This is a genomic window from Okeania sp. SIO2C9 (assembly GCF_010672455.1).
Lineage (GTDB): Bacteria > Cyanobacteriota > Cyanobacteriia > Cyanobacteriales > Microcoleaceae > Okeania.
The window spans coordinates 306,821-332,827 of the sequence record NZ_JAAHGO010000001.1; the positions used below are offsets into that span (position 1 = coordinate 306,821).

22 protein-coding genes and 1 pseudogene are annotated in these 26,007 nt (G+C 36.1%); 12 read left to right on the forward strand and 11 right to left on the reverse strand.

All coding sequences use genetic code 11. The annotated features are described in order from the left end of the window. Positions 1 to 253 precede the first annotated feature (253 nt). Positions 254 to 1,606, forward strand: a complete 1,353-nt coding sequence (locus F6K23_RS01240; RefSeq protein ID WP_367267577.1) for an adenylate/guanylate cyclase domain-containing protein — start codon at positions 254 to 256, stop codon at positions 1,604 to 1,606. Positions 1,607 to 2,206: 600 nt separating this feature from the next. Here F6K23_RS01240 and F6K23_RS01245 read toward each other — a convergent pair. From F6K23_RS01245 to F6K23_RS01270, 6 genes are all read right to left on the reverse strand, one after another. Beyond that, positions 2,207 to 2,713, reverse strand: a complete 507-nt coding sequence (locus tag F6K23_RS01245; RefSeq protein ID WP_367267575.1) for a pentapeptide repeat-containing protein — start codon at positions 2,711 to 2,713, stop codon at positions 2,207 to 2,209. Positions 2,714 to 3,296: 583 nt separating this feature from the next. After that, positions 3,297 to 3,782: a signal peptidase II gene (gene lspA / locus F6K23_RS01250; RefSeq protein ID WP_293149738.1), complete on the reverse strand. Its 486-nt coding sequence runs from the start codon at positions 3,780 to 3,782 to the stop codon at positions 3,297 to 3,299. Between the two features lie 262 nt (positions 3,783 to 4,044). Beyond that, on the reverse strand, positions 4,045 to 4,515 hold the full coding sequence (locus F6K23_RS01255; RefSeq protein ID WP_293149740.1) for a hypothetical protein: 471 nt from the start codon (positions 4,513 to 4,515) through the stop codon (positions 4,045 to 4,047). Positions 4,516 to 4,629: 114 nt separating this feature from the next. Then, positions 4,630 to 5,214, reverse strand: coding sequence for a biotin transporter BioY (locus tag F6K23_RS01260; protein ID WP_293149742.1), 585 nt, complete (start codon positions 5,212 to 5,214; stop codon positions 4,630 to 4,632). Between the two features lie 53 nt (positions 5,215 to 5,267). After that, entirely contained in the window at positions 5,268 to 6,362 is a 1,095-nt protein-coding gene (gene bioB / locus F6K23_RS01265; protein WP_293149744.1) for a biotin synthase BioB, read from the reverse strand. 864 nt (positions 6,363 to 7,226) lie between these two features. Beyond that, positions 7,227 to 7,409 (reverse strand): hypothetical protein, encoded by a 183-nt coding sequence (locus F6K23_RS01270; protein WP_293149746.1) that lies wholly within the window; start codon positions 7,407 to 7,409, stop codon positions 7,227 to 7,229. Positions 7,410 to 8,184: 775 nt separating this feature from the next. On the opposite strand from F6K23_RS01270, the gene pstS (F6K23_RS01275) reads away from it, so the two are divergent. The 5 genes from pstS (F6K23_RS01275) to pstB all read left to right on the forward strand — a co-directional run bounded on the left by pstS (F6K23_RS01275) (position 8,185) and on the right by pstB (position 15,735). After that, on the forward strand, positions 8,185 to 9,270 hold the full coding sequence (pstS, locus tag F6K23_RS01275; protein ID WP_293149748.1) for a phosphate ABC transporter substrate-binding protein PstS: 1,086 nt from the start codon (positions 8,185 to 8,187) through the stop codon (positions 9,268 to 9,270). Between the two features lie 992 nt (positions 9,271 to 10,262). After that, complete coding sequence (pstS, locus tag F6K23_RS01280; RefSeq protein ID WP_293149750.1) at positions 10,263 to 11,360, forward strand: phosphate ABC transporter substrate-binding protein PstS; 1,098 nt, start codon at positions 10,263 to 10,265, stop codon at positions 11,358 to 11,360. Between the two features lie 400 nt (positions 11,361 to 11,760). Then, positions 11,761 to 12,735 carry a phosphate ABC transporter permease subunit PstC gene (gene pstC / locus F6K23_RS01285; protein WP_293149752.1) on the forward strand — a complete coding sequence of 325 codons (975 nt, stop codon included), beginning with the start codon at positions 11,761 to 11,763 and terminating at the stop codon, positions 12,733 to 12,735. Positions 12,736 to 13,214: 479 nt separating this feature from the next. After that, the gene (gene pstA, locus F6K23_RS01290; protein ID WP_293149754.1) at positions 13,215 to 14,096 is read left to right on the forward strand and encodes a phosphate ABC transporter permease PstA; all 882 of its coding nucleotides are present in this window, start codon (positions 13,215 to 13,217) and stop codon (positions 14,094 to 14,096) included. A gap of 817 nt (positions 14,097 to 14,913) precedes the next feature. After that, positions 14,914 to 15,735, forward strand: coding sequence for a phosphate ABC transporter ATP-binding protein PstB (gene pstB, locus F6K23_RS01295; RefSeq protein WP_293061691.1), 822 nt, complete (start codon positions 14,914 to 14,916; stop codon positions 15,733 to 15,735). A gap of 441 nt (positions 15,736 to 16,176) precedes the next feature. Here pstB and F6K23_RS01300 read toward each other — a convergent pair whose 3' ends face one another. The 3 genes from F6K23_RS01300 to F6K23_RS01310 form a co-directional block, all read right to left on the reverse strand. Beyond that, on the reverse strand, positions 16,177 to 17,691 hold the full coding sequence (locus tag F6K23_RS01300) for a response regulator (protein WP_293149756.1): 1,515 nt from the start codon (positions 17,689 to 17,691) through the stop codon (positions 16,177 to 16,179). Positions 17,692 to 19,477: 1,786 nt separating this feature from the next. Then, positions 19,478 to 21,682: a response regulator gene (locus F6K23_RS01305; protein WP_293149758.1), complete on the reverse strand. Its 2,205-nt coding sequence runs from the start codon at positions 21,680 to 21,682 to the stop codon at positions 19,478 to 19,480. Positions 21,683 to 21,950: 268 nt separating this feature from the next. Further along, entirely contained in the window at positions 21,951 to 22,577 is a 627-nt protein-coding gene (locus F6K23_RS01310; protein WP_293149760.1) for an IS200/IS605 family accessory protein TnpB-related protein, read from the reverse strand. Positions 22,578 to 22,954: 377 nt separating this feature from the next. Between F6K23_RS01310 and F6K23_RS01315 the strand changes: the two are divergent. Beyond that, positions 22,955 to 23,221, forward strand: a pseudogene (locus tag F6K23_RS01315) (photosystem II q(b) protein); the annotation flags it as partial. Between the two features lie 64 nt (positions 23,222 to 23,285). Here the strand turns inward: F6K23_RS01315 and F6K23_RS01320 are convergent. Then, on the reverse strand, positions 23,286 to 23,792 hold the full coding sequence (locus F6K23_RS01320; protein ID WP_293149762.1) for a hypothetical protein: 507 nt from the start codon (positions 23,790 to 23,792) through the stop codon (positions 23,286 to 23,288). Between the two features lie 511 nt (positions 23,793 to 24,303). Between F6K23_RS01320 and F6K23_RS01325 the strand changes: the two genes are divergently transcribed. From F6K23_RS01325 to F6K23_RS01345, 5 genes are all read left to right on the forward strand, one after another. Beyond that, positions 24,304 to 24,480, forward strand: coding sequence for a hypothetical protein (locus tag F6K23_RS01325; RefSeq protein ID WP_293149764.1), 177 nt, complete (start codon positions 24,304 to 24,306; stop codon positions 24,478 to 24,480). Beyond that, a complete protein-coding gene (locus tag F6K23_RS01330) occupies positions 24,477 to 24,668 on the forward strand; it encodes a helix-turn-helix domain-containing protein (protein WP_293149766.1) in 192 nt (63 codons plus the stop codon). The genes F6K23_RS01325 and F6K23_RS01330 overlap by 4 nt, the downstream gene beginning before the upstream one ends. A 361-nt stretch (positions 24,669 to 25,029) precedes the next feature. Next, positions 25,030 to 25,299 (forward strand): hypothetical protein, encoded by a 270-nt coding sequence (locus F6K23_RS01335; RefSeq protein WP_293149768.1) that lies wholly within the window; start codon positions 25,030 to 25,032, stop codon positions 25,297 to 25,299. Next, a complete protein-coding gene (locus tag F6K23_RS01340; protein WP_293149770.1) occupies positions 25,284 to 25,463 on the forward strand; it encodes a hypothetical protein in 180 nt (59 codons plus the stop codon). Before F6K23_RS01335 ends, F6K23_RS01340 begins: the two co-directional genes overlap by 16 nt. Further along, entirely contained in the window at positions 25,432 to 25,626 is a 195-nt protein-coding gene (locus tag F6K23_RS01345; protein ID WP_293149772.1) for a transposase family protein, read from the forward strand. Before F6K23_RS01340 ends, F6K23_RS01345 begins: the two co-directional genes overlap by 32 nt. A gap of 79 nt (positions 25,627 to 25,705) precedes the next feature. Here F6K23_RS01345 and F6K23_RS01350 read toward each other — a convergent pair whose 3' ends face one another. Then, positions 25,706 to 25,978, reverse strand: coding sequence for a zinc ribbon domain-containing protein (locus F6K23_RS01350; protein ID WP_293149774.1), 273 nt, complete (start codon positions 25,976 to 25,978; stop codon positions 25,706 to 25,708). Positions 25,979 to 26,007: the final 29 nt, after the last annotated feature.

Genomic DNA, 26,007 nt, shown 5'->3' on the forward strand with positions numbered 1-26,007 from the left:
ACAAATTCTATCTTTCTAGCTATAATTAATTAAAAACATCAAGTGTAGTTAACAGGTTTTTAAATTAGATGAGGTACATTAACACCAATCTAGTGAGGATGTAATCTAATAATGTATAAAACCTTAAGAATTTTGGTTGAGGTGACGCAACAAATTTTTTTCAGTTTGGGGTATTATGCATAAACTCATTCATAGAGTAAAAACTTTATTCATCCAACAACTCTACAAACGTACAGCATTAGTGTTAAGCATAATGTTCTGCATAGGTATTATTGCTGGTCTGTGGAATACATATCGTCTCTCATCTAAGCTCATTAAATCACAGGTACTGCAAAATGCCAGCCACTACGCTGAGACTATCCAAGCAGCTCGTACACTTTATTCAGAAGTAGTAACTCGTGCTAAAACAGTTGAAGGTATTAGTATCACTCACGACTATAAAATCATAGAAGGGGGAATTCCTATACCAGCAACATTTTTGATTGAATTAGGTCAATACATCCAGCTTGAAAATCCAGGAATGTCAGTCCGTCTCTACAGCAACTATCCTTTTCCCTCGCGTCAAGCAGAAGGTGGCCCCAGAGACAATTTTGAAGTCAAAGCTATGCGCTATTTAGAAAAAAAACCTAATTCAGAATTTTATCGATTTGTCAAGTTTCAGGGGCGTCCTTCATTTCGATATGCTCAAGCAGACATTATGAAACCAAGCTGCGTTAGTTGTCATAATAACCACCCAGATAGTCCTAAAAAGGATTGGAAAGTCGGAGATGTTAGAGGTGTTTTAGAAATTACTCAACCACTCGATCGCATCATTAAGACAACTAATGCGGGATTACGAGATACATTTTTGACCTTGGCAGGATTGTCTGTATTAGGAATTATTGGTATGACTTTAATAATTAGCAAACTTCGACATACTTCAAAAGAATTGGAGAAACGTGTAGTTGAACGGACAGCAGAATTAGCAACAGAAAAGGAAAAATCAGAATCTCTACTACTAAATATTTTACCAGAACAAATAGCACAGAGACTAAAGCAAGGACATCATCAAATTGCTGACGGATTTGCAGAAGTGACGATCCTATTTGCCGATATTGTTGGTTTTACTCAACTCTCAGAAAAAATTCTACCGGAAGATTTAGTAATATTGCTCAATAAAATTTTTTCAGAATTTGATAAGTTGAGCGATCGCCACGGGTTAGAAAAAATTAAAACTATCGGAGATGCTTATATGGTTGCTAGTGGTCTACCTATTCCACGAGCAGACCATGCCAAAGCTGCCGCAGAAATGGCTCTTGATATGCAGCAAGAAATCAGCAAATTTAATTTACAGCACAATTTTGAACTCTGTATCCGTATTGGAATTAACACCGGACCTGTTGTTGCTGGGGTCATTGGCACGAAAAAGTATATATACGACCTCTGGGGTGATGCAGTGAATACTGCTAGTCGCATGGAATCTCATGGAATTCCCGGTACGATTCAAGTTTCTACAAAAACTTATGACCTCTTACATAATCAGTATATTTTTCAGGAGCGCGGTGCCATAGTAGTTAAAGGTAAGGGTGAAATGAAAACTTATTTATTGATTGGCAGAAAAGTATAGATAGAAAAAAAGAAATCAGGAAAAGGATTAAAAGAAAAATAAGGCATCTAATTAAATTCCCATTGCACTGAACATCAGAGAAAATATAAATTGCTTCAGTTCACAGCGATGGTCTCTTGAGTATCCGTAATATCATGTCCGTTTAATTAGTTATAATAAAGTTCTTAGGTGGTAGGTGTCATTTCAGTTATCAGTTATCAGTTATCAGTTATCAGTGAACCTCCGACTGAAGTCGGAGGCTTGAAATACTGAACTAAATATTTTTTTCATCCCCTTAAAAGGGGAGGCACATACCCTCATTTTTTGGTAAATTCAAGTCATCACACTGGAAACGGAGCAGAAATTTGGGATATTCCTTCAAGATCGCTTCAACAGAACATTTTTATTATACTTAATCATCCGGACATGGTATAAGTACTTTAGTAATGTGAATTGGTTATTTCTCTTCAACAGTTTCATGCTGGATACATAGCAGTCGCCATTACTATATTTGACTTATGAAATAGCTGCAAATTTTGGAATATAAATAATCAAACTTCTTCTTTCTTCCTTCTGCTATATTTGTTATGTTGATGAAAAAATAACCTCAATTTCTCAAAATTAGAGTTTAGGAGGACAGCCCAAACTATCGCGGGTAGCTACTCCTGTAATAGGATTAATTCCTGAAGCATTTTTACACATTAATTTTACCTGATAGCGGTCTACTATTGCTCCAGAAAAATCTGCTCCTGTCACCACTGCATTACCAAAGGTGCTACCACTCAACATGGCATCTGTGAAAATAGCATTAGTTAAGTCAGTCTGATCGAAAGTGACTCGATCTGCAAAAGTATCAGTAAAATCTGCTTCACTTAAGTTTGCCTGAAAAAAGTCTCCTTTAGTAATAATTGTTCGTTGCATATTTGCTCCTTGAAAATTTGCACTCCGCATTTCTGCACCTGCAAAGGAAGTACCTTGCAAATCTTTATTAGAAAAATCTCGATAGTTTAAATCTGTAAGAGTATAGTTTACGGTATTTTCCTGTGCTTGAGCTGAATCAATATGAATTGGCAAAATACCTACGACAGCCAATATTAAGACCAATACTAAAAATCCTATTCTCACCACTATAATAACTGCTCCCAAAGTTGAGTATAACTAAATAATAAATATACCAAATTAGAGACCATATTAACGAAGTCAGAAGTCAGAAGTTAGAAGTCAGATAGGGTCGCTTTGGATAGGGCGACGTACAGAAATTATTTTTGTCATGGGGATAGATGAGCAACCCTCCAAAAATATTTCGCTAAGGCAGGGTGGCACGACCAAATTATTTTGATAAATATAAAAAATTTGACCTTTTTGCGGAGACTTTACAGATGCGATCGCGCCTTTTAGAATTTAACCGTATAAAAGTCAATTTATCGCAGTCGCTATTACTGTATTTGATATATCAAACGCCAAATTTTTAGTTATCTAGGAGAGAAGGAAAAACTTCTTACCGAATAATTAATAATTAAATAATTCTGGTTTAAAGCCTATCCTTTTAAGGGGAAAAAAGCGGTTGAGATATAGCAAGGTCTCCTCGCTGTCCGACCATCGACCAACAGAAGAAATAATATTTCCTTATATTCAATTCCGTAGCGGTTAAAACCCGAGGTAATTATCAATTATCCATTATCCATTATCCATTAATTAATTCTTCCTTCTACTATTGCGATTTACGTTTTGGTCTTTCACTAAAAAATGTAGCAATGAGTAGACAAACAATACCAATATTAATCGAAACATCTGCCACATTGAACACGGGAAAATCTATGAGGCGAAAGTGTATAAAATCTACAACATAACCCAAAATGAACCTATCAATACCATTACCCAGTGCCCCTCCTAAAATTAAACCGTAGCCCAGTTGTTCCCATTTATTAAATCTAGGCCCCAATAAAGCCCAGGCCATGAGGCCAAGACTAACTATCAAAGACAACCATCGCAGCCAATATACTCCACCATTGCTAAATAAACTAAAAGCTGCTCCGGTATTAGTAACATAGGTAAAGTGAAATACACCAGGCCACAAAGCCAGACTTTCTCCAAGTTGAAAATTTTGTACCACCCAAAACTTAGTCAAGTGGTCTAGCAAAATGCTAATAATAGCAGCTATCCAGAATAAAAGATTTTTTTTGAAGTGTAATTTCAAGGTTAGTGATTTATTATATCTATTTCAATTTATCCTGCAATTTAACAAGAATTTTTTAAGATTGCCATGTTGACATCCTTTCAGTGCTAAACCTTAACTCGTCGGTCGGTTGACATCCGATCAGCTACTGCTACCATCAAATCAAAAATTTAAGAAGAAGACAGATATTTTTGAGGATAATTAGCTAGAACAATTCACTTGATTATAAGTACTCCAAATCATTGTTGAATAAGGTTTAAAATAGTTTAAGCAAAGTCAAAAATCAAAGTTTATAATATTCCGGTAAATGTACCCTGGTCATATTAGTAGTTATTGATTCTCCTATTTTATTTTTAATTTTGTCAAAGTTGAGTTTGTATACATTCATGTGTTCATCAATCTTTTTATGAAATATCCACTCTTCATCTATTAATTGTTTCATCCACCTTTGAACTGTTTTTGTAGCCAACATTGTTTTTTTACCAATATATTTATGAGTAAGAGAAACAAAACGTATTTCATTTTTTTCTTGGATTTGTCTGAGTGAAATATAATCAAAAAAAGTTATTATTGTGGCTCCACTTTTTTTTCTTAAACTAAAATACTCTAAATATGGATTAAAGATTGAACCTAGACTTTCTGAATCTCTAATTATTGAAGGAACAATTGGGTAAACATTCTCTTCTTCATTATCTATTATATGTATAGTTTCCCATTTGTAAGATTCTAATTCAACTCCGATCTCTAGAAACATATTAACTATTCTCTATTTTCTTTACATAATTTTTAATTTTTTCAGAACAAATAGATAATTTTACAGATACCTTTTACTCAATTATTTCTTACATTTTAATGGAATATTTTATCTCTAATAAAATAGTAAACGTCGCAGTAAATAAGCCATAACTGCTACAGCACATATAATTCCTAGTTGTCCTGGTAAAGGAAAAATAGAATATCTATAAATAGCTTCAAATAAAGATAATGAATCTGCCTCTTTCCAGCTGAAAATACTGCTAATAATTAGATAAGTTAACCCAGTTATATGAACACTTAACAAACCACATAAACAACTAAAAGTTAATGACTCTAGTTTGGGATATGCTTGAAAAGCTAAATTTCCACATATCCATGCTCCAGGAATAAAACCCAATAAATAACCAAAACTAGGTTCTTTCAAATAGCCTATACCACCACCTTGACTAAAGACAGGTAATAAAGTTAGACCTAAAAATATATAAGCAATTTGAGAAATAACAGCAGCATTTTTTCCACCCAAACAACCGACAAACAAAACAGCACCAACTTGGTAAGTTACTCCTAAGGAAAAAGTTTTAACTTCTTGTTGTTCCCAAATCCAAGTTGGACTTGCAAAAGAGGCAGGTAAAAATGTCGCAGCAATTGTCAAGAGTAAACCTGTAATTGCCCAAAGTAATTGAACTGTAATTGTCACGGCAATTAACAATTATTTCTTAGAATATAAACAATTATTCTACCATCTCAAAGCTAATTAGTTGGAATAGGAGCTTCCCCACCTTTGAGACCTAGAGATTCAAGCATGGCTTGGTCTTTTTCTGGAGGTTGGCCAAGAGTTGTCAGATAATGGCCAATCAACATAGCATTAATACCAGCTTTAAGGCCCAAGTTTTGCAATTCTCCCATTACAGCCTCTCGGCCGCCAGCATAGCGAATAATTTGCTCTGGTAAAATCAGACGGAAAATAGCGATCGCCTTTAAAGCATCGTAGGGGTCTAACTTCGGCAAGTCTCCTAAAGGTGTACCTTCACGAGGGTTTAATAAATTTAAGGGTACTGATTCAACTTGTAGCTCTCGCAAGGCCAAGGCCAAATCTATCCGGTCTTCCCAAGTTTCTCCCATACCAATAATACCTCCTGTGCAAGCCTGAATACCTGCTGCTTTGAGGTTTTTCACGGTTTCTACTCGGTCATTCCAGCTATGAGTAGTTACTATTTCGGGGTAAAACTGTTCGGAGGCTTCCAAATTATGGTTATAGCGAGTGACTCCTGCCTCTGCTAATGCTTGAGCTTGTTCTGGTGTTACTTCTCCTAAAGCACAACAAGGCTTAATATTAGTCTCTGCAATAATTTGCCGTACTGTATCTAGAATTTGCTCAAATTCTGTAGATTTGGGACTGTTATACTTAATACCTCTGCCTTGAGAAACCAAGCAAAATCTTTTAGCCCCACCAGCTTCTGCTGCTTTTGCTTGAGCTAATATTTCTTCTGTTGATTTGAGGCCATAAATTGGAGAAGCTTCTCCAGGGTGATGAGCTGACTGGGAACAGAAGCTACAGTTTTCTGAACAGCCTCCTGATTTGACATTAATGATGCTACATAGGTCTACAACGTTACCACAGCAGGCTTGACGGACTTGATCGGCAGCTTCACAAAGTAGGAGTATATCTTCTTGTCCTGCAATCTGGGTCAGGGTAATGGCCTCTTCTCGGTTAAGACGATACCCAGAAATAATTTGCTCGGCTAAGTTTTGTAGCCATGTCTCTAGATGTTGTTTCGTATCTGGTAAAGATAGGAAAGTTTTAGTATTAGTTTCTGTGTTAGTTGATAGGGGTGCTTGAACCACAGCTAGCCTTATTAATTACAATATTTTTAATTCTGGGTAATTTTACCATCTTTTCTAGACATTTCTTTAAAATTTACCGAAAAATTGTGGTTTAAAGCCTCCCCTTTTAAGGGGATAATAAATAAAAATTGTCCTTTGAATCAATCCTCTTCTTTTCAAGGAGAGGTAATTCTAAATTCTAAATTCGCGCATTCTAAATTCTTGAATTCTATCCCACATTCCGCACTTCAATTTGTAACATTAAAATTAGTATAAAATCCGTAGTTTGCTTAAGTATTTATACTATATAAATTATCTTCATTTACCTCGATCAGGAGTCAAACTCTCAGTGATATTTTAAGTACAAATACTTACCGAATTGTAGTTCTTGATTAGCCACTATGATTTTTTTCTTACTTTTTATTTTTAATTTTTGTTTTTATGCTACGTTTTGTCCTGCGGAATTTAGGTTATATCTCTAAGGAATGGAGCAATTGACTACTGCTGTACAATACCTATACAATTCTGGCAAAACTAGGTAAAACCTGGTAATGCAAGTCTTAGATGTTTGCTTCTTGCTTCAACCTGAGAGGCCGCCCTCGTCCAGTTCACAAGCGTAAATTCGGGTACAGCCTACCCTATTTTTTTGATTAATTTCTCCATACTGAGATAACACCAGTGCTCCCCGCGACTTTAGTCTGGGGATTCTAAGCAGATACTAGGCAACACCGATAAATCCATGTTGCTCCGTCTGTTCTTAGCTGACCAAAGATATATTCTCTGGGGACAATTTCCGCGGTGCCCCTACTGCTTTGTGGCTTACTTTTGTGATGATATTTGCAGCAACCTTACAGTCTGCAGTCTTCACACCAATTATTGCCTGTTCTATACAAACCACGCTTCTTGATGCAGTCGCTCATGGGGGAAACCCCCTTTGGCGGCGCTGCATCGCTTTATTCTCTTTCCTGTTAGCGAAGCTTGTCTGAAAGACTTAGGTTTCCAATCATTGGGTTTTTCACCATAATTAGGTAGATCGTCACCATCTAAAAATGAAGGGGCGAATGGCATTCGCCCCTACAAGTATAACTTTCTTGGTGTTTCTACAAATTTGACATCCTCCCGACGTTGCGCATGGCGCGACAACGCGGGATTCCTAAACCTCACGGCTCAGGTCTTTCTGCTTCGTAGCACCTGCTGAGGAGGCCTTTCCCTCTTTCTGGTCTTACGGTCGCTCCACAGACTGACACTGCTAGCCCAGCAGCCTAATTGTGTTTAGTATAGCAGAACCTTGTAAAAACCGCAAGATTGATTGGTTTTCCCATGCGACGCTCCCCTTCGGGAGAGCGCGGGTCTTCAACCAACGTTGAGATAATTCCCATAATTGAGCTATTCTCTGTTTAAGTCTAGCTGTAGGAATTGGTACAAATTATGAATTATTTTTATGACCATTATCTATTTCATTTTTATGACTTTTATTCCAACCAAAAACAATTGCACCGAGCTGATTTTTTAAACAATGATTAATTACTATTCTGGCTGCTTTATTAATACCCAAATCGCGTTTTGCGGTTACGCTTTTCTGTAATTGCAGCTAGTTTAAACAAAAACTTATTATTGATCATAGTAAAGGAGTTAAGTTAATTTTAACTTGGCATCTTCACTACTAAAATATTTAACCTATATTTAACCTATATTTAACCTATATTTAACCTATATTTAACCTATATTTTGCCTATATTTAACCTATATTTTGCCTATATTTAACCTATATTTAACCTTGATATGTTCAACTTGCATTAACGTTATGTCTTGTGTTTAAAGTCAATATCACAAATTAATAGTTATGCCACCTAGTATCAATCTTAGTCAAATAATTCGTAATACTTCCAAAGTATCTTTAGTAGCCTTAACAATTGGTCTAGCTACTACAATTACCGGAATCAAATATGGCCTTGCTCAACAAAAAGTCAACCTTGTAGGTGCAGGTGCATCTTTTCCAGCTCCCCTATATCAACGTTGGTTTGCTGATATGAGAGATAGTCGTTCCGATGTTGGGGTAGATTATCAATCAGTTGGTAGTGGTGCTGGTGTCGAAAGATTTACTCAAGAATTGGTAGATTTTGGTGCTAGTGATGTGGCAATGAAAGATGATGAAATTGCCAAAGTTGGTAGAGGGGTAATGATGCTACCTATGACTGCAGGTAGCGTTGTCTTAGCTTACAATTTACCAGGTGTATCCGACCTAAAATTATCCAGGGAAGTTTATGTAGATATCCTTTTGGGTAAAATAACAAAGTGGAATGACCCCAAAATAGCTGCTGCTAATTCTGGTGTGAGTCTACCAGACCAAGCAATTACTGTAGTTCATCGTTCTGATGGTAGTGGAACTACAGGAGTTTTTACGAAGCATCTGAGTGCTATTAGTCCAGAGTGGAAGCAGAAGGTAGGCGAAGGAAAAACAGTTCAGTGGCCTACAGGTGTAGGTGGTGCTAAAAATGATGGTGTAGCTGCTTTAATTCGTCAAACAGAGGGTGGCATAGGTTATGTGGAATTTGGTTTTGCTAAGAGTGCTGGTCTCCCCACTGCAGCTTTGGAAAATAAATCTGGCAGTTATGTGAAAGCTTCTTTGGAGTCTGCTAAGTCTACTCTAGCAGCAGTGAAGTTACCAGGAAATCTGCGTGCTTTTATTAGCGATCCTGAAGGTGGTGGTTCTTACCCTATTGTTACTTACACTTGGATGCTGATTTATGGCCAATATGATGATGCAGCGAAAGCTCAGGGTATAGAGAAAATGATTGAGTATGGCTTAAATGAGGGTCAAAAGGTAAGTGCTGATTTAGGTTATATTCCACTCCCCGACAATGTTCGTCAGACAGTTGCATCTGCTGCTGATAAAATTAGCTCAGGTTACAAAATAAGTCTCAAGTAATTGTATGTATTGACTTTTCTCTCGGTTAAAATACGAGAGATTCTAAGCGGATGTTTCAAATCGTGTTAAAGCCACGATTCTCCACGTTTCACACTTAACTTTCACCGACAGCACTTAATACCTAAAATATATCTTGGTAAGTAATTAATTTTTCAACTATTCAACCCTTCTTGAAGATTTAGAGGGGTTGATTTTCCCTATAAAAAACGGCGTTGCTGAAATGTAATGTTCAACAATGAATAATTAATAATGAATAATTAATAATTAATAATTAATAATTAATAATTACCTCTCCATGAATTGAAGAGGATTGACTAATCATGAAAAATTTTTCTCACAGGAGTCGATTGGATATGGTTCCGAGACCCGCTCTTATCAGAGCCGCTCCGCTGTTAGCGTTTGCGGTAGCATTCCGGAACGGAAAGCTTTGCGGTAGCAAACGCCATCCCACCCTTCGGGAAGCTGCGCTAACGACCGCTTATTATCCCCTTAAAAGGGGAGGCGCATACCCACAATTTTTCGGTAAGTAGTTGAAGGTAAAATTGAAAAACTTATGTTTTGCGTTGAGACTTAATCTAAAAATCATTACCATTCAATAACGCCAATTTTTTCATACCAAATTAAACTGATTTAATATCAGAAATAAGTCTAATTTGTCTGATGAACGAAAAAAACTGATGGCTAATTCAGACTTGATGAACTACTACCATAAAAACTTAATATTATAGGGGTTTTCAAATAAATAGACTACAGTGGTCAAAGCATTCTCCTACTCCCTACTCCCTCTTTTCCAATAATCAAAAATCAAATCAATTTATAGTAGATAAATTATCAATTATTTCCCCTACTGCCTACTCCCTAATCCCTACTCCTTCTTTTCCGGATAGGTATAATTATTATCAACCATCAAGAACTATTAACCTATCCTTAACCTAAATAGGTTAAGCTTTCGTTTATTCTTTTTGGTGTCTAGGTATAGAAAGCTAATAATTATGCAATTTGCTATTAATCTTGCTCGAATAGCTCGTACAACTGCAAGAATTTCTGCAGTAGCTTTGACAATTGGTTTAGCTGCCTGCGGTGGTGGCGGTGACACTGATGGTACAGGTGGAGGTGGAGGTGGTCAAGTCAACCTCGTTGGAGCAGGAGCTTCTTTTCCAGCACCTCTCTATCAACGTTGGTTTCAAGAGCTGAGTCAGAGTGACCCTAACTTACAGGTAGATTATCAGTCAGTAGGTAGTGGAGCTGGTGTTGAGAGATTTACTCAAGAATTAGTAGATTTCGGTGCTAGTGATGTGGCAATGACAGATGAGGAAATTGCTCAAGTTGGTCGGGGAGTCATTTTGCTACCGATGACTGCAGGTAGTATTGTATTAGCTTACAATTTGCCTGATGTTTCTGGTGTAAAACTTTCTAGGGAAGTTTATGTAGACATATTATTGGGTAAAATTACTAATTGGAATGACCCTAAGATAGCTACAATTAATCCTGATGTAACTTTGCCAGATCAAACAATTACGGTTGTATATCGTTCTGATGGTAGTGGTACAACTGGAGTTTTCACGAAGCATTTAAGTGCTATTAGTCCAGAATGGAAAGAGAAAGTTGGAGAAGGTAAAACTGTTCAATGGCCTACAGGTGTAGCAGGTGCTAAAAATGATGGTGTAGCTGCTTTAATTAGTCAAAGCAAGGGAGCAATAGGTTACGTTGAGTATGGTTTTGCTAAGAGTGCTAGTCTGAATATAGCTTCCCTGGAAAATAGTTCTGGTAATTATATAGAACCTACTGCTGAATCAGCAACTGCCACTTTAGAAGCAGTAGTATTACCTGAAAATCTACGAGCTTTTATTACTGACCCAGAAGGGGAAAATTCTTATCCAATTGTGACTTACACTTGGATGCTTGCTTATGGTCAATATGATGATGCAGGTAAAGCTCAGGGATTAGAAAAAATGATTGAATTTGGCTTAAATGAAGGTCAAAAAATTAGTGGTGAAATAGGTTATATTCCTCTACCTAATAATGTACGTCAAAAAGTTTTAGAAACTGCCGATAAAATTAGCCCAGATTACAACATTACTCTCAAGTAGCATCAAATAAATGGCGTTGCATAAATGTGCTTGGGATTTTAATAGTATTGTGTAGTATTGTGTAGTATTGTAGAATGGGCAAGATGCCCATTCCCATTCCCGTTCCCGTTCCCGTTCCTGATATTTTCATTGCAGGCAAGGTGTAGAGAATTATAAATTGAGTATATTGTACTAATTTTGAGATAAAATAACATCAAAATTAACCAGATAAAGCCTCTGATGTTGACTCAATAATTCCTGGAAGATGTATATACCTATATTGAGGTAGATAGAGTTTAATAATTGATAATTTATAATTACCTCTTCCTTTTAAAGAGAGGATTGAATAAAAGGAAAATTAATTCATTATTTTTCCTTTAAAGGAGAGGCTTTAAACCTTAATTATTCGGTAAACAATGTTATGGTTGCACAATCTAAAGTTCAAAAAAATAGTCGGTCTCGGACTAAAGAAGAAAGACAGTTTGATGATGGTTTTATTACTGTAACTAAAATTTTTGCCTGGGGTATTGCAGCTATTTTAATATTGATAGCTTTAACGGTAGCTTCCCAAGCTATACCAGCTATTAATGAATTTGGCTTTACCTTTCTATTTAAAAGTGCTTGGAACCCTGTTGCTAATGATGGAAAAGGGGATTATGGCGCATGGCCAATGATTGTAGGAACTTTAATTAGTTCATTCCTCGCCCTATTTATTGCAGTTCCCCTCGGTCTAGGTACAGCGATATTTTTAAGTGAAGGATTTTTGCCTCCAAAAATTACTACTCCTTTAACTTTTATGGTGGAATTATTAGCAGCTATTCCTAGTGTAGTTTATGGTTTATGGGGTATTTATGTTTTACTTCCTTTGCTCAAACCAGTTGAGGCTTTTCTAGGTAATTATTTTGGCTGGATTTTTATTTTTTCTCTTCCTAAAGGCGTTAGTGCAGGTGGTCCGGGAATGTTCCCTGCAGCGATTGTTTTATCAATAATGATTTTACCTATTATTACAGCCATTTCTCGTGATTCTCTTGCTAGTCTTCCTCCCGATCTACGACAAGCTTCTATGGGTATAGGAGCTACTCGTTGGGGTACTATTATTAGGGTATTAATTCCCGCAGCTTTTTCGGGAATTGTGGGTGGAATAATGTTAGGTTTGGGTCGAGCTATGGGAGAAACTATGGCTGTAACAATGTTAATTGGTAATGCTAACTCGATTAAACCTACTCTTTTTGCTCCAGCTAATACTATTGCTTCTTTGATGGCTAACCAATTTGCTGAAGCTTCTGGTTTACAACTTTCTGCTCTGATGTATACAGGGATAATTTTGTTTGTTTTAACCCTACTTGTAAATATATTAGCTAATTGGATTGTTAATCGAATTAAAGCCAAGTATTAATTCCTGTTAAATGAATAAAAATTGATTTGAATCTGAATTAGTAACTACTTTTATCAATGGATAATTGATAATTGATAATTGATAATTGCTTAATTTGGTCTAAGACCTCTTCATTTATGAATAAAATAAAAAGAAAATATTTTCCTTAAGTTCAATCCTCTTATTTCAAATAGAAGTAATTAGGGGTTGCTGATTAAATATAAAAGCATTGACTTATATTGGTTTTAGGATTTTTTAGTTAAAAAAAGTTCAAGCTTTTAGGTCGTAATGGTTCAAAAAATTAGCATTTTAGGCACATAGTTGCGCAAAATAATCCCTTGATTATTCTTCCTCCTACCTCCTCTATAATTCTCATTTATCCTGTCTCCTGTCTCCTGTCTCCTGTCTCCTACCCTTACCCATAAGACTTTTTCAGCAAACCCTAATTATCCATTATTCATTGTTCATTATCAATTGTTGAATACTATCTTGAATTAATCATGGAAGGCATTACCTATAATCAATCTATTGTGAGTTTGAAAAGAAACCCAAGCAGACCAAGGGAAATATTCAATAAAGTGATGACTATACTATCAAGTGCTTGTATTTGCATCACTCTTATTCCTCTATTTGCTGTATTAATTTACGTTTTTATTAAAGGAGTATCTCGTTTAAATTTAGATTTGTTTACTAAGTTACCACCTGCAGCAGGTCAAACTACTGGTGGTATTGCTAATGCGATTTTAGGCACAATTCTGGTAGTGGCAATTGCTAGTTTAATTGCTGTTCCTTTTGGTGTTTTAGCAGCAGTTTATTTATCAGAATTTAGTGATGAGCAAACTGCACGTCCAATTCGATTTGCTACTAATGTGTTGAGTGGTGTACCATCAATTATTGCTGGGGTATTTGCCTATAGTTTACTTGTACTATCTATGGGGAAATTTTCAGCATTTGCTGGTGGAGTTGCTTTATCGGTTTTGATGTTACCGACTATTATTAGGACTACTGATGAGGCTTTACAAATAGTTCCTAGGGATATTAGATGGGCATCGGTGGGAGTTGGTGCTTCTAATTATCAAACTGTTTTACAAATAGTTTTACCTGCTGCTTTACCTGGTATTATTACAGGTATTACTCTTGCTATTGCTCGTGCTGCTGGAGAAACTGCTCCATTACTTTTTACTGTTGTTTATTCTAATAATTGGCCTCGCGGTCCGTTCGCTCCGACTGTACCATCTTTGGCTTATTTGGTATATGAATTTGCTCGTAGTTTTGATGTTGTTTTACAGGAGTTTGCTTGGGCAGGTTCTTTAGTTCTGGTTTTATTGGTTTTAATTACAAGTATTCTTTCTCGTTGGGCAACTAGTCAAAAAAAGTTTTGATTACATAAGGAAGAAAGAAGAAGGAAGAAGGCAGAAGGCAGAAGGCAGAAGGCAGAAGGTCTAATTTCTTAATTGATAAATGTTTGCTACAAATAGCTTAGGTTATTTCTTAGGAGTCAACCCACACCTAACACCTCCCAGGAGGGGAAGTCAGGAAGACCGAGTCAGAATGAATAGTTTTGATACCATTTATTAGGTCATAATTTATCTTTTTAGTTCAAGGGACATCTCCTGCACTTGTCTTTTAACTTCCCTTATTATTCGTAACATTCTTTTTCCAAATTGGTATTACATATTCTATGTTCCTGATTACCTGAAAAGCGTAAATTTTGTACCTCAATTTAATGAATCAAGGCTGTATAATAGCACTATGAAAAGAGAAGAAAAACAGCGATTAAAACCTATAATCTTTATGGGTAAATGATTTAGGTGAAGTTGATAGTTATAAAGATAGCAATCCTAAATTGGTTGTGACAATTTTTATAATAGTTAATTTGAATTGAAAACCTTTAAAATTCTGTACGTCGCCCTACCAATGGCTCCCCTACCACCAAAATATTACCGAAAAATTTTGGGTATGCGCCTCCCCTTTTAAGGGGATAATAAGCGGTCGGGGGATGGCGAGGTCTCCTCGCCATATCCAATCGACCAAGAGAAGAAAAATTTTCATGAATTTGTCAATCCTCTTCTTTTCAAGGAGAGGTAATAATTAATAATTAATAATTAATAATTAATAATTAATTGTTGAAAACTTAAATAGGATTGCTATAGCAAATACACAAATAATTTTTAGACTAAATTTAGGAGGTAATATCTCATGCCAGAATTTAAACAAAATATTTCTCTGCAAAAATCTGCTCCCGCTCTTTCCGCAGAAAATGTAAGCGTTTTTTACGGAGATTTTAAAGCAGTAAAAGATGTTTCTATGGAAATTCCAAAGAATAAAGTAACTGCTTTTATTGGACCTTCAGGTTGTGGTAAAAGTACATTATTACGATGTTTTAATCGTCTAAATGATTTGATTAGTATTTTTCATTTAGAAGGTCGTATTCTTTATCATAATCAGAATATTTATGACTCAGATATTGACCCTGTAGAAGTACGCCGACGTATTGGCATGGTATTTCAAAAGCCTAATCCTTTTCCTAAGTCAATCTACGATAATATTGCTTATGGGGTGAGAATTAATGGTCTGGCTCAGTCCAAAGAAGAAATGGATGAGATAGTCGAGCGATCGCTACGACAAGCTGTTCTCTGGGATGAGGTTAAGGATAAACTGGGACAAAGTGGTTTTGCTCTTTCTGGGGGTCAGCAACAACGTTTATGTATTGCTCGTGCGGTTGCTGTTAGTCCCGATGTGGTTTTGATGGATGAACCTTGTGCTTCTCTTGACCCTATTTCTACTATTAAGGTTGAGGAGTTAATTAATGAACTTAAGGAAAATTATACTATTATTATTGTGACTCATAATATGCAGCAGGCAACTAGGGTAGCGGATGTAACTGCCTTTTTTAATGCTAAAGCTGCTGAGGGTGGTAAACGTTTCGGTTATTTGGTTGAATTTGACGAAACTCACAATATTTTCCAGAACCCAAAGGAAGAATCTACTCAACAATATGTAAGTGGTCGTTTTGGTTAAATATTTAAGAAGGAAGAAGGAAGAAAGAAGAAGGAAGAAGGAAGAAAAAATGGATGGGGACTCAAACCTCAACCAATTGTCAACACCATGTAGATGATGGGGTATTAAACCCAAAATAAAAAGATAAATTTTTATCATTATTTTTTTCTGGGTTTGATACTCATCAAGTCCAGTTTTTTTTATTTAAAAAACTTTAAATTTACAGCACTTTTGAGGATGGTGAGGTAGACTTGAAGATTAATCTCTATCTTTGCAGTTCAGGCTTCTAGCCTGTAACAAGCAGGATGCTTACCAAAATTACTAAATAAAATTTTCTACCTCACTAACTCCGAAATTACTGTAATTAAATTTAGGTTTTTTCTGGCTCAATAACCTTCCTCTCTCTTCCCTCTTCCTTCTTCCTTCTTCCTTTTTCCTTTTTGGAATTAACTAGATTGATATTTATTCATCAAATTTCATTAAATTTAGGTTTTTTTGGCTCAATAACCTTCTTCCCTCTTCCTTCTTCCCTCTTTCTTCTTCCTTCTTCCCTCTTCCTTCTTCCTTACCAAGTTTTTCTCGGCAACGTTCAACATATAGACTGGCAATAGTATCAGTAGAGTTTTGCCTTTTCACTTGTTTGAAATATTCTAAAGCTGCTCTAAATTTACCTACCTGCCAACCCTTAATTCCTTTCTTAAATATTGATAGGTTGGAAATTTTTTCTGCTTCAATAATTTTATTTTCAGTCCCCAATAATTCATAAATATTTGTAGCCTTCTGCTTTCCACGAAGCGTCACTTTATCAATCCATCTGTAATAAATTTGCTCAGAATATAGATTATTATTATTTTGTAACTGAGTGTCTGAATATTCTTCTTTATTAATTCTGCTAAATTTATCTTCTATATATTCTCCTGTTTGACAGTTATTTTTACATTTTTCTATCTCTGAAATTACTGGTTCACTTGCAATAATTGAGCAACCATAAGTCTTAGTCAAACTTTCTAAACGTGATGCAGTATTAACTACATCTCCAATGACTGTAGAATCCATTCTTTTTTCAGAACCTAAAGTACCAATAACCCCAATACCCGTATGAATACCAATGCCAATTTTTACAGGTTCTTTAAGATTATATTTTTCATAATTAGCATTAAATTCTTTTAAATTTTCCTGCATCATTACAGCAGCTTTTAACGCATTTAAACTATGACATTTGTGTTTGTCAAATACTGCCATAATTGCATCCCCTAAGAATTTGTCTATAAATCCTTGATGGGCAGAAATACAAGCGCTCATTTGTTGAAAAAAAGAATTTAACCACTTAAAAGTATCTCGTGCATTTTGTGATTCAGCTATTGCGGTAAATCCTCTAATATCACAAAATAAAACAGTTAATTCTTCTTCTGCCACATCTCCAAGCTGAATAGAATCTAATCCTTGAGACGCTATTCTTGATAAAAATTGCTCTGGTACAAAAAGTCTAAATTTTTCTGAAAGATGTTGATTAATTTTTAATGCTGCTAATAATTGAAGATGACTTTGTCGATTCGTCTGTTGAGTATTTTGAGATTTATTAGCTTGAGAACGTATTTGATTTAGCTGCAAAATATTAGCTACTTTTGCCAGAAGTAAACGAGTATTGAATGGTTTGGTAATATAGTCATCTCCCATCAATTCTAAACCTTTCAATTTGGAATTTTCATCATCCAAAGCTGTTAAAAAAATGATGGGAATTGTTTTTGATTGGGGGTTTTGACGGAGACGGTGACAAACTTCAAATCCATCAATTTCAGGCATCATTACATCCAGTAAAATTAAATCAGGATGAGAATTGCGGGCAATTTCTAATGCTTCTTTTCCACCATTTGCTGATATAGTGATGTAGCCTTCTGATGTTAATAGTTCTTCTAATAGAATGACATTATCTGGCTCATCATCAACTACTAGAATAGATGACTGTTTGTTTGACATATAATTTAGTTAAATTGATTAGATTTCATGAACTAAAATTTTGGGATTTTGAAAGTAATCTGATAATATGGTGGGAGTCATTTCAGTTATCAGTTATCAGTTATCAGTTATCAGTACCTCTGCAATAAAGAGGCTTCAAATATGGCATAAGTTCTTTTCTCTTAGTCGATTAGATATGGTCAGGATTTATCGCCATCTCTCGACCGCTTTTTATCCCCTTAAAAGGGGAGGCTTTAGACCACATTTTTTCGGTAAAATTTCGCAAGTCTTGTATAATTGAAAATTTGTAAATTGAGTATTTTTATGTAGAAAATTTTCATCTAGTACCGAATAAATTTTTGAGATGTCTCTAACCAAAAATTGATGCTTTCAAGAATTTTAATTTTGTGGAAAATATGTAGCAATTTTCAAGAACCGTGAGGTGGAAAATTCGTAATTTTTAGGGAGTAGGGGAGTAGGGAGTAGGGAAACAGGGAATAAAAAATCAAGAAAAACAACTGTACCTTAGTAACTTGAAAAACCCTATATATTGTGAGTAGATATTTACCGAAAAATTGGGTTTAAAGCCTCCCCTTGATCGGGGACTTTTTATTTTTATGTTAAGTGAATTGAATATATGCTATAGTTTTATTAGTTGCCGGGGGGCACTCGGAAACTCGTGCGCGGACGTGGAGGGAAGCGTTAGACTACCGCCAAGGAAGCAGCACCCTGTGTTAGCGAAAGCTATGCGAAGCAAAGCGTCAACCCGCCGAGGAGCTATGGCTCAGTAGGAATCCCCGTGCCTTTAGGCCGGGGAGGATGTCAATATTCTTAGTTTAGCTTTTTTCACTAAGCAATATAATTACCTCGATAATTATACAATGGGTAGGGGCGAATGGCTATTCGCCCCTACAATCTTAAATGATGCTGAATAACACTGATGCTACCGGATTTGATATTATACCGAACCTGAGCGGAGGAGTCATGTCATGTCCAGTTGAATAGTTAGGGTTTGCTGATTAAATATCACGCGCATTAACTGATATTGGTTGAGCGCATTTTTTTGTCTCAAAAAGTGCCAGTTTTTCAGCTCCAAGAGCTGCATAAAGCTAGTATTTTGGGATGATTATCGCAGAAAAATCTTGGGACAATAATTCCTCCTACCCCTTCTATAGAACCCCTAAGTGTATCTTTAATTTTCTCTTTTTTGTCAGTCAGGCGATCGCCAATCATCCAAAAGTAGTTTCAAACTCAAAATTAGACAAGAAGGGAAAACTATAGATTTAACTTATCACGTCAGTAATTAAAATTATTTATTTTAATCAAACAAGTTCCGATTTTCCCCAAATTATTACAAAATATTTCACGCACTTGCGTTATTTTAGGCATTTGGTATCATAGTTTGTACATAAGGTATTGTGCCAATTTTGTGTTTAAAAGTAAAAGATTCTGTCTTGAATAAAGCTACAAGCAAGTATTTACGTTAATATCATCCAGAATATTTACATTTTTGGCAAAGGTGAATAATCTCAAAACGAGAAATTTTAGACAAGTAGAAATGCTTAAGTAATTATGGCTATTGACAGATAACAAGTTAATAGAGTAATAAGTTGCGACATTGGTCAATAGTCCTAAGTTCATAATTTTTCGGTTTCCAGCAACCCTTATAGTTGTTAGGCTGGGTGAAAACGGCTTTCTGTCAGCCTTTGTATTTCAAGAAAAGATCCGGTTAGGGGTTCTATAATTCCCCGTTCCTCCTGTCTCCTGTCTCCTGTCTCCTGTCTCCTACCCCTACTAAAAGACTTTTTCAGCCAAGCCTACTGAGTAAAGATTTAACAGTAGCAATCATATTTTCAATATTCAAAGGTTTACTAAGATAAGCAGATGCACCAGCATTAATACATATTTCTCGATCGCCACTCATTGCCATAGCAGTTACAGCAATTATCGGTACAGACTTCCATGTGGGATGAGCTTTTATTCTTCTAATTAACTCTAAACCATCAACTTCTGGTAACTGAATATCCATCAAAATTAAATTAGGTAAATTTGGAGTAGTAACTAGAGAAGAATTAATTGTATTCAACATAGTTTTACCATCACTAATCAACTCAACAGTATAGCCCTCCAACTCCAATACTTCAGAAATTAAAAGTTGATTATAAGGTTGATCTTCAACAATCAAAATCCTAGTAAGTCTTTCAGATTCTAATTCTTTTTCCTCAATATTTTCAACCAATACTTGAGAACTTTCTTCAGGTTCAAAATTAACAACTAACTCCTGGCGCATCTCTGTTAATGGCAACCAAACACGAAAAACACTACCTTTACTAACCTGAGAACTTAAAGAAACAGTCCCCCCATGTAATTCAGCCAATTTTTTTGTCAAAACCAAACCCAAACCCGTACCTTCATGTCTCCTAGATAAAGAAGAATCAACCTGCTGGAAAGGACTAAATAAAAATTTCCATCTATCTTCAGCAATACCAATTCCCGAATCTTTTACCTCTAAACATAAATAAGGAGTGCTAGGATTAATCGGAGAACAATCAGGTCGATAATCACCTTGAATTTGACTACCATAAGCTAAACGTCCACTAAGTTTAACTTGCCCTCCCTCTGACGTAAACTTAACAGCATTAGATAATAAATTAATAATTATTTGCCTTACCCGACGTTGGTCTAAAAAAACTTTAGATAAACGATAATCCAATTCTAGAGATAAAGCTAACCTTTTCTTATCAGCTCGTGGCTGAATCATTTTCAAACAGTCACTACAAAGTTCGTGAATATTTACTGACTCTAAATTTAACTCTGCTTTTCCAGCTTCAATTTTGGATAAATCAAGAATATCATTAATTAACTGTAGTAAATGCTGACCACTTTTTTGTATTAGTCGAACTTGGTTAAGTTGGCGATCGCTCAACTGCCCAGATGTTTGTCGCTGTAGTAAATCAGAAAACCCTAAAATACTATTCAGTGGAGTTCTCAACTCATGAGACATAGAAGCTAGAAACTCCGACTTTAATTGAGAAGAATGTTCTAATTCCTCATTAATTTGGCGTAGATGTTCTTGAGACTGTGCCCTTTCTATGGCCACTCCTAAAGTACGACAAGCTGCAAATAACATATCTTTCTGAGGAGCTTCTTGTAGTTTTTGCAGATTACGAGATTCTAGAGTTAAAACACCAATAATTGTCCCATCTGTGGCAGGAATGGGAAAAATGCCTAATTGACCAATAGCGGGATTACAAAATCCGGGTATAGCTTGAGGATGAGAAGCATAATCTTCAACATACATAGGTTCACCACTTTCAACTACTTGCCACAAAATTCCTTGGCCATAAGGAATACCCTGTTTCAATAAACCTTCCATTTCTATTACTGCAGGTTCACCATAAGTGGCAATAAATTGAGAAGTCATTTGATTAGATATTGGCCCTGCTTGACGATTTTCTCCTTCTCCGCTAATAACTTTGACATCTCCAAAAGCAGCATTCATTACCTCTACTAAATAATTCAGGGCAAATTGAGCAATTTCTCTTAAACTGTCTGAATATTGCAGTCGTTCGTTAAGACCCAAGAGAAATCTTAATCTCCTCAATTCAGCATTAAGGCTATTTTGGGACTTTTGATGGGCAGTCACATCTCGAAAAGTGAATAAATGACCCCCGTCTGATGTGAGAGTGCAGTCCACATTGAGACAAATATCGTTAGCTTGTTTTATATCTAGGAATAAATTTTCTGTTTCTGTGTTGAGTAGACAGTCTTTTAATTGTTGACATTGTTTTGTTGACCAATAACCTTGAGCAACTATTTCGGCAAATATAGTATCACAATGAGGCTTTTGAGCAAGCCACTCTGGCAATAATCCCCAAATTTCAGCAAGTTTTTGATTAAATAAAACTAAGTGATGGGATTTATTAAATAGTGCAATGGCATTATCTATTTGGTTAAGGATAAGTTCTTGTTCTTCCTTTAACCTCTGTAAATCTATTTCAAAATTCTCCATTTTTATGACTTATTATTTTTTGCATTGCTAGTTAGACAAGAAGGTAAGTTGAAGTGTATTTATATAACTTTACAAATTTTTCTACTATTGAAGAGTAATATTGACTACTCCCCGGAATCAAGTCACGGGGATTCTAAGCAGATACTACGCAACACGGATTTATCGGTGTTGCTCCGTTTCTTCGAGCACTGACCAAAGATATACTCTTTGGGGACAATTTCCGCGGTGCCCCTACACAGTCGGCTTAAGTTTAACCCTAGCTTTCTGCTTACTTTCCTGATGATATTTGCAGCCCCATTACAGTCTGCATTAACACACCAATTATTACTACTTCTATACAAACCACGCTGTCTTGATGCAGTCGCTCATGGGGGAAACCCCCTTTGGCGGCGCTGCATCGCTTTATTCTTTTTCCTGATGGTTTCCAATCATTGGCCCGTAGGGTCGGTGCTTCCTTGCTCGGAACCTGAGTCCGAGCACCAGCACCGAGTTTTTCACCATAATTAGGTAGATTGTCACCATCTAAAAATGTAGGGGCGAATGGCCATTCGCCCCTAAAAGTATAACTTTCCTCAGTTTCTATCAATATAATTCCATATTCAATACACAATTGAGCTATTCTTTCTTTGAGTCTAGCTGTCGGAATTGGTACAAATTCTGAATTACTTTTCTTTCCTAATTCTATTTGATTTTTCTGACCTTTATTCCAACGAAAAACTATTGTACCAATAGAATTTTTTAAGCAATGGTTAATGACTATTCTGGCTGCTTTATTAATACCGTCACGCATTTGGCGGTTACGCTTTTCTGTAATTGCAGCTAGTTTATTTGACCAAAATCCCAAAGGTTGATTTTCTTTAATAGTTGATACTTGTTTGTTGTACCAACGATTCATTGATTTTATCTGTTTCCCATCTACAACCCGCGCTTGTACCTACATTCGATACACAGGTCAACCAATTATTTAAACCATGGTCTATTCCTAAGACATTTTCTTGATTTAATTGAGGTTTAACTACTACTTCTTTTTCATAGACACGCTTCCCAATAAAAACATTTGTTTCTCGGTAATATTCTCAGTTCTTTGAGAGTAGACAATGCTCTTATACTAGGCATTGGTATTAAAAAGCTATCTACTCCAAACCAGCGTTTACCGAAAAATTGGGTTTAAAGCCTCGCCCTTGTAGGGCGACTTTTTATTTTATGGGCAAGTGAATTGAATATGTGGTACAGTGTTATTAGTTGCCGGGGGGCACTCGGAAACTCTAAACGGATGACAGCCGTTCCTTACACTTCTTCTTAGGAGCATGGCCAGTAGTAGGAATATGGTTCACCGCTCTAGGTGTATCAACAATGGCCTTTAACTTGAATGGTTTCAACTTCAACCAGTCCATCATCGACTCTAGTGGTCGTGTGGTAAATACTTGGGCAGACATCATCAACCGTGCAAACCTAGGTATGGAAGTAATGCACGAGCGTAATGCTCACAACTTCCCATTAGATTTGGCTGCTGCTGAAGCTCCTTCTATCAATGGTTAATTTTTAGTTGATTGATTAAATTTTAATTAGCAAAAAAAAACCCTCCCTTTGGGAGGGTTTTTTTTTATTTGTTTGATGGAAAATTTAGGATAAAGGTTTTTCGGTTTTGAGGTGAGTAGTATTTCTCTTTCAGGAATAATACCTTATCGGTTTCCAAGGAAATATCTTGAATAATTACTTCTTTGTAACCTTTAAACTGTGCATCCATCGGCAGTAATTCAATCTTGTACTCTAATATTTCTTCTCTATCTATTTTGAGCTGAGATTTTTTACTGCCCTTTGAATGGTTTTGAGGTTGTTTTCTTTCTTTTTCTGATGAGTAGTTTTGGGAAAATCCTCTTGGTTTTTTGGCTTTAATTTTTGGCTGTTGTTGTTCTCTCTTCAGACGGTTGTTTTCGTCTTTTAAGCGTTGGTTTTCTTCTTGTAATTCTTTGAGTTGTGTCTGTAATTGCTCTATCAGGTTCAGTAATACCTCTACTGTTTGAGACAACGATTTGTCTGCAATTTCTGTAGGGTTAATTGTTTGCAGGACTTGCTCTACTAATTTTTGGCTATCATTCTTTTGTCTCATATTTCATATTTGATCACCAACTTTATTCTCCTGTGATTATTCTTTATACTTTATTCTTTTTTGTGATTGAGCCGATATTCTCGAGGGCGATTCTTGGTCTTGGCAGCTATCATAATTGCCTACCCCATCATATTGAGTGGATACAAAATTACTAACAAAATTACAAAACCAATATTTGTGAGTTGCACAGCTCTGGCATTAATATTTGGGTCTTTCACTAAATAAATGCACAAAATGTAACAGATGCTCCAGGAGGTAGCACAGGCTGGAATCCTGTTTCTACTACAGATGAGTCAACTTGTAATGCTTTAGCACTACAGAAAATGAGGAATTTAGTAGCAGCAGGACAAATTCAAACTGTTACTGGTGCCTCTTCTCAGTATGCAAGAGGAAATGCTGTTTTTAATATTGTCTGTCATAAGGATCGTAAGTATGTTCGGGTTGATATTATACCATTTTGAAAAAAGAATGTTACAAATGATTAGGAGCGATCACATAATATTAAAAATCTATGTATGGAATACTAACAATTAATATTACGGAGTCAGAAGAAGTCCTAAAAAAGTTATTGTTACACCAGAAAACGGCCAAACACAGAGAAAGAGTAGAAATTTTATATTTGCTTGTTACTAATCAGGCTGAAACTGTTGGCCATCTAGCTGCTTTGACTGGTCACCCCGTGAGGTGACAATTTCCAGGTGGTTAAGTCAATATCGTCAAGGTGGACTAGAAAATTTATTCACAATTAGCACCAGTCCTGGTCGTCAATCATTAATTTCAGAAACAGTTAAAGATAAATTAAAAGGAGAATTAGAAGACTCAGAAGGTTTTGATAGTTATACCGAAATTCATCACTGGATGGGAATTTATTGTTAATGCTTGATAAATGGCCAATATTTAGGTGGCGTTGGCGGAGCGTTGCGTCAGCAAATCCCCTGTCAGTATCCAATAGACTTGTTGGGAAATAAGGTAGAATGAGTTAAGAATAAATTGGCCAGAAAAATGCTAAAGGTTGAACGAGCCCTAAAACAAGACAGGTTACTAAGAGCGTTAACAGGATTAAACCGTAAAGCATTTGAATCCTTGTTGAAGTCTTTTCACCAAATATATGAGCAAACATTGCTGGATAAACCTCGTAGCTCGCGCTGTTGGAGGAGACCGTAAGGCTCGTTTGCGCACTCCTTAGGACAAATTATTCTATATTCTCTTCTACTTTAAATGTTACCCAACTTTTGATTTGGCTAGTATATTGTTTGATATGGACCGCAGCCTGGCACATCATTGGGCTCATCGTTTACAACCAATTTTAGAAGCTGCCCTAGGAGAAAAAAAGGCGTTACCAGAGCGTCAAATCAATTGTGTACAGGCATTTATAGAGCGTTTCCCTGGAGTAGAACGAGTAATAATGGATGGGACAGGACGGCCAGTGCAACGACCAACTCCAATACTAAAAACAAAAACTGAATTATTCGGGAAAAAAAAGCGTCATCGATGCGCAAACATCTAGCCGCAGTAGACCAAAACAAGCAAGTCTTGGTATTGAGTCAGGCTAGAGTTGGCAAGTTACATGACAAGAAATTCCATGACCAACAGAAGCTAATAGGAAATATACCTGTAGAGATTCCAATTGAAGTAGATAGTGGCTTTCAAGGTCTCCACCCATCAATATGAAAATATCCGTATCCCCCATAAAAAAACAAAGGGAGGAGAATTAACTGAACACCAGAAGTCAGAAAACCGAAATTTAAGTATTTCAAGAGTGAGATGTGAAAATGCTTTCGCCGGTGTTAAACGTTATGGTGCAGTCAGTCAGATTTATCGTAATCAGGTGTAGTGATTTTGATGACAAATTGATGCTAACTGCCAGTGGATTATGGAATTTCTACCTAATGGTAGCATAAAGAATGCAATCACTAACAAATGTTATGAGTTTTTGTTTTCCTTTTTTCCCTACTTAAGTTATTTCCCAACAACTCTAATATATTTATTGCTGCGTTGGTATCGCGATCGTGTTTGGCACCACAGTTAAGGCATTCCCACTCTCGCACTTGAAGGTCTAATTTGCCTCCTTTAAAACCACAATTAGAAATTAAAGTCAGTGAAGAGGTCGCCCCCTCCACTGCTCTCCAGAACGCAGCATGATAGTTTCCCATCACTGCGCTCCTCAGTAAAACAGCTATTGTCATTAGTACGTCACCACAAGCATATCTTCAAT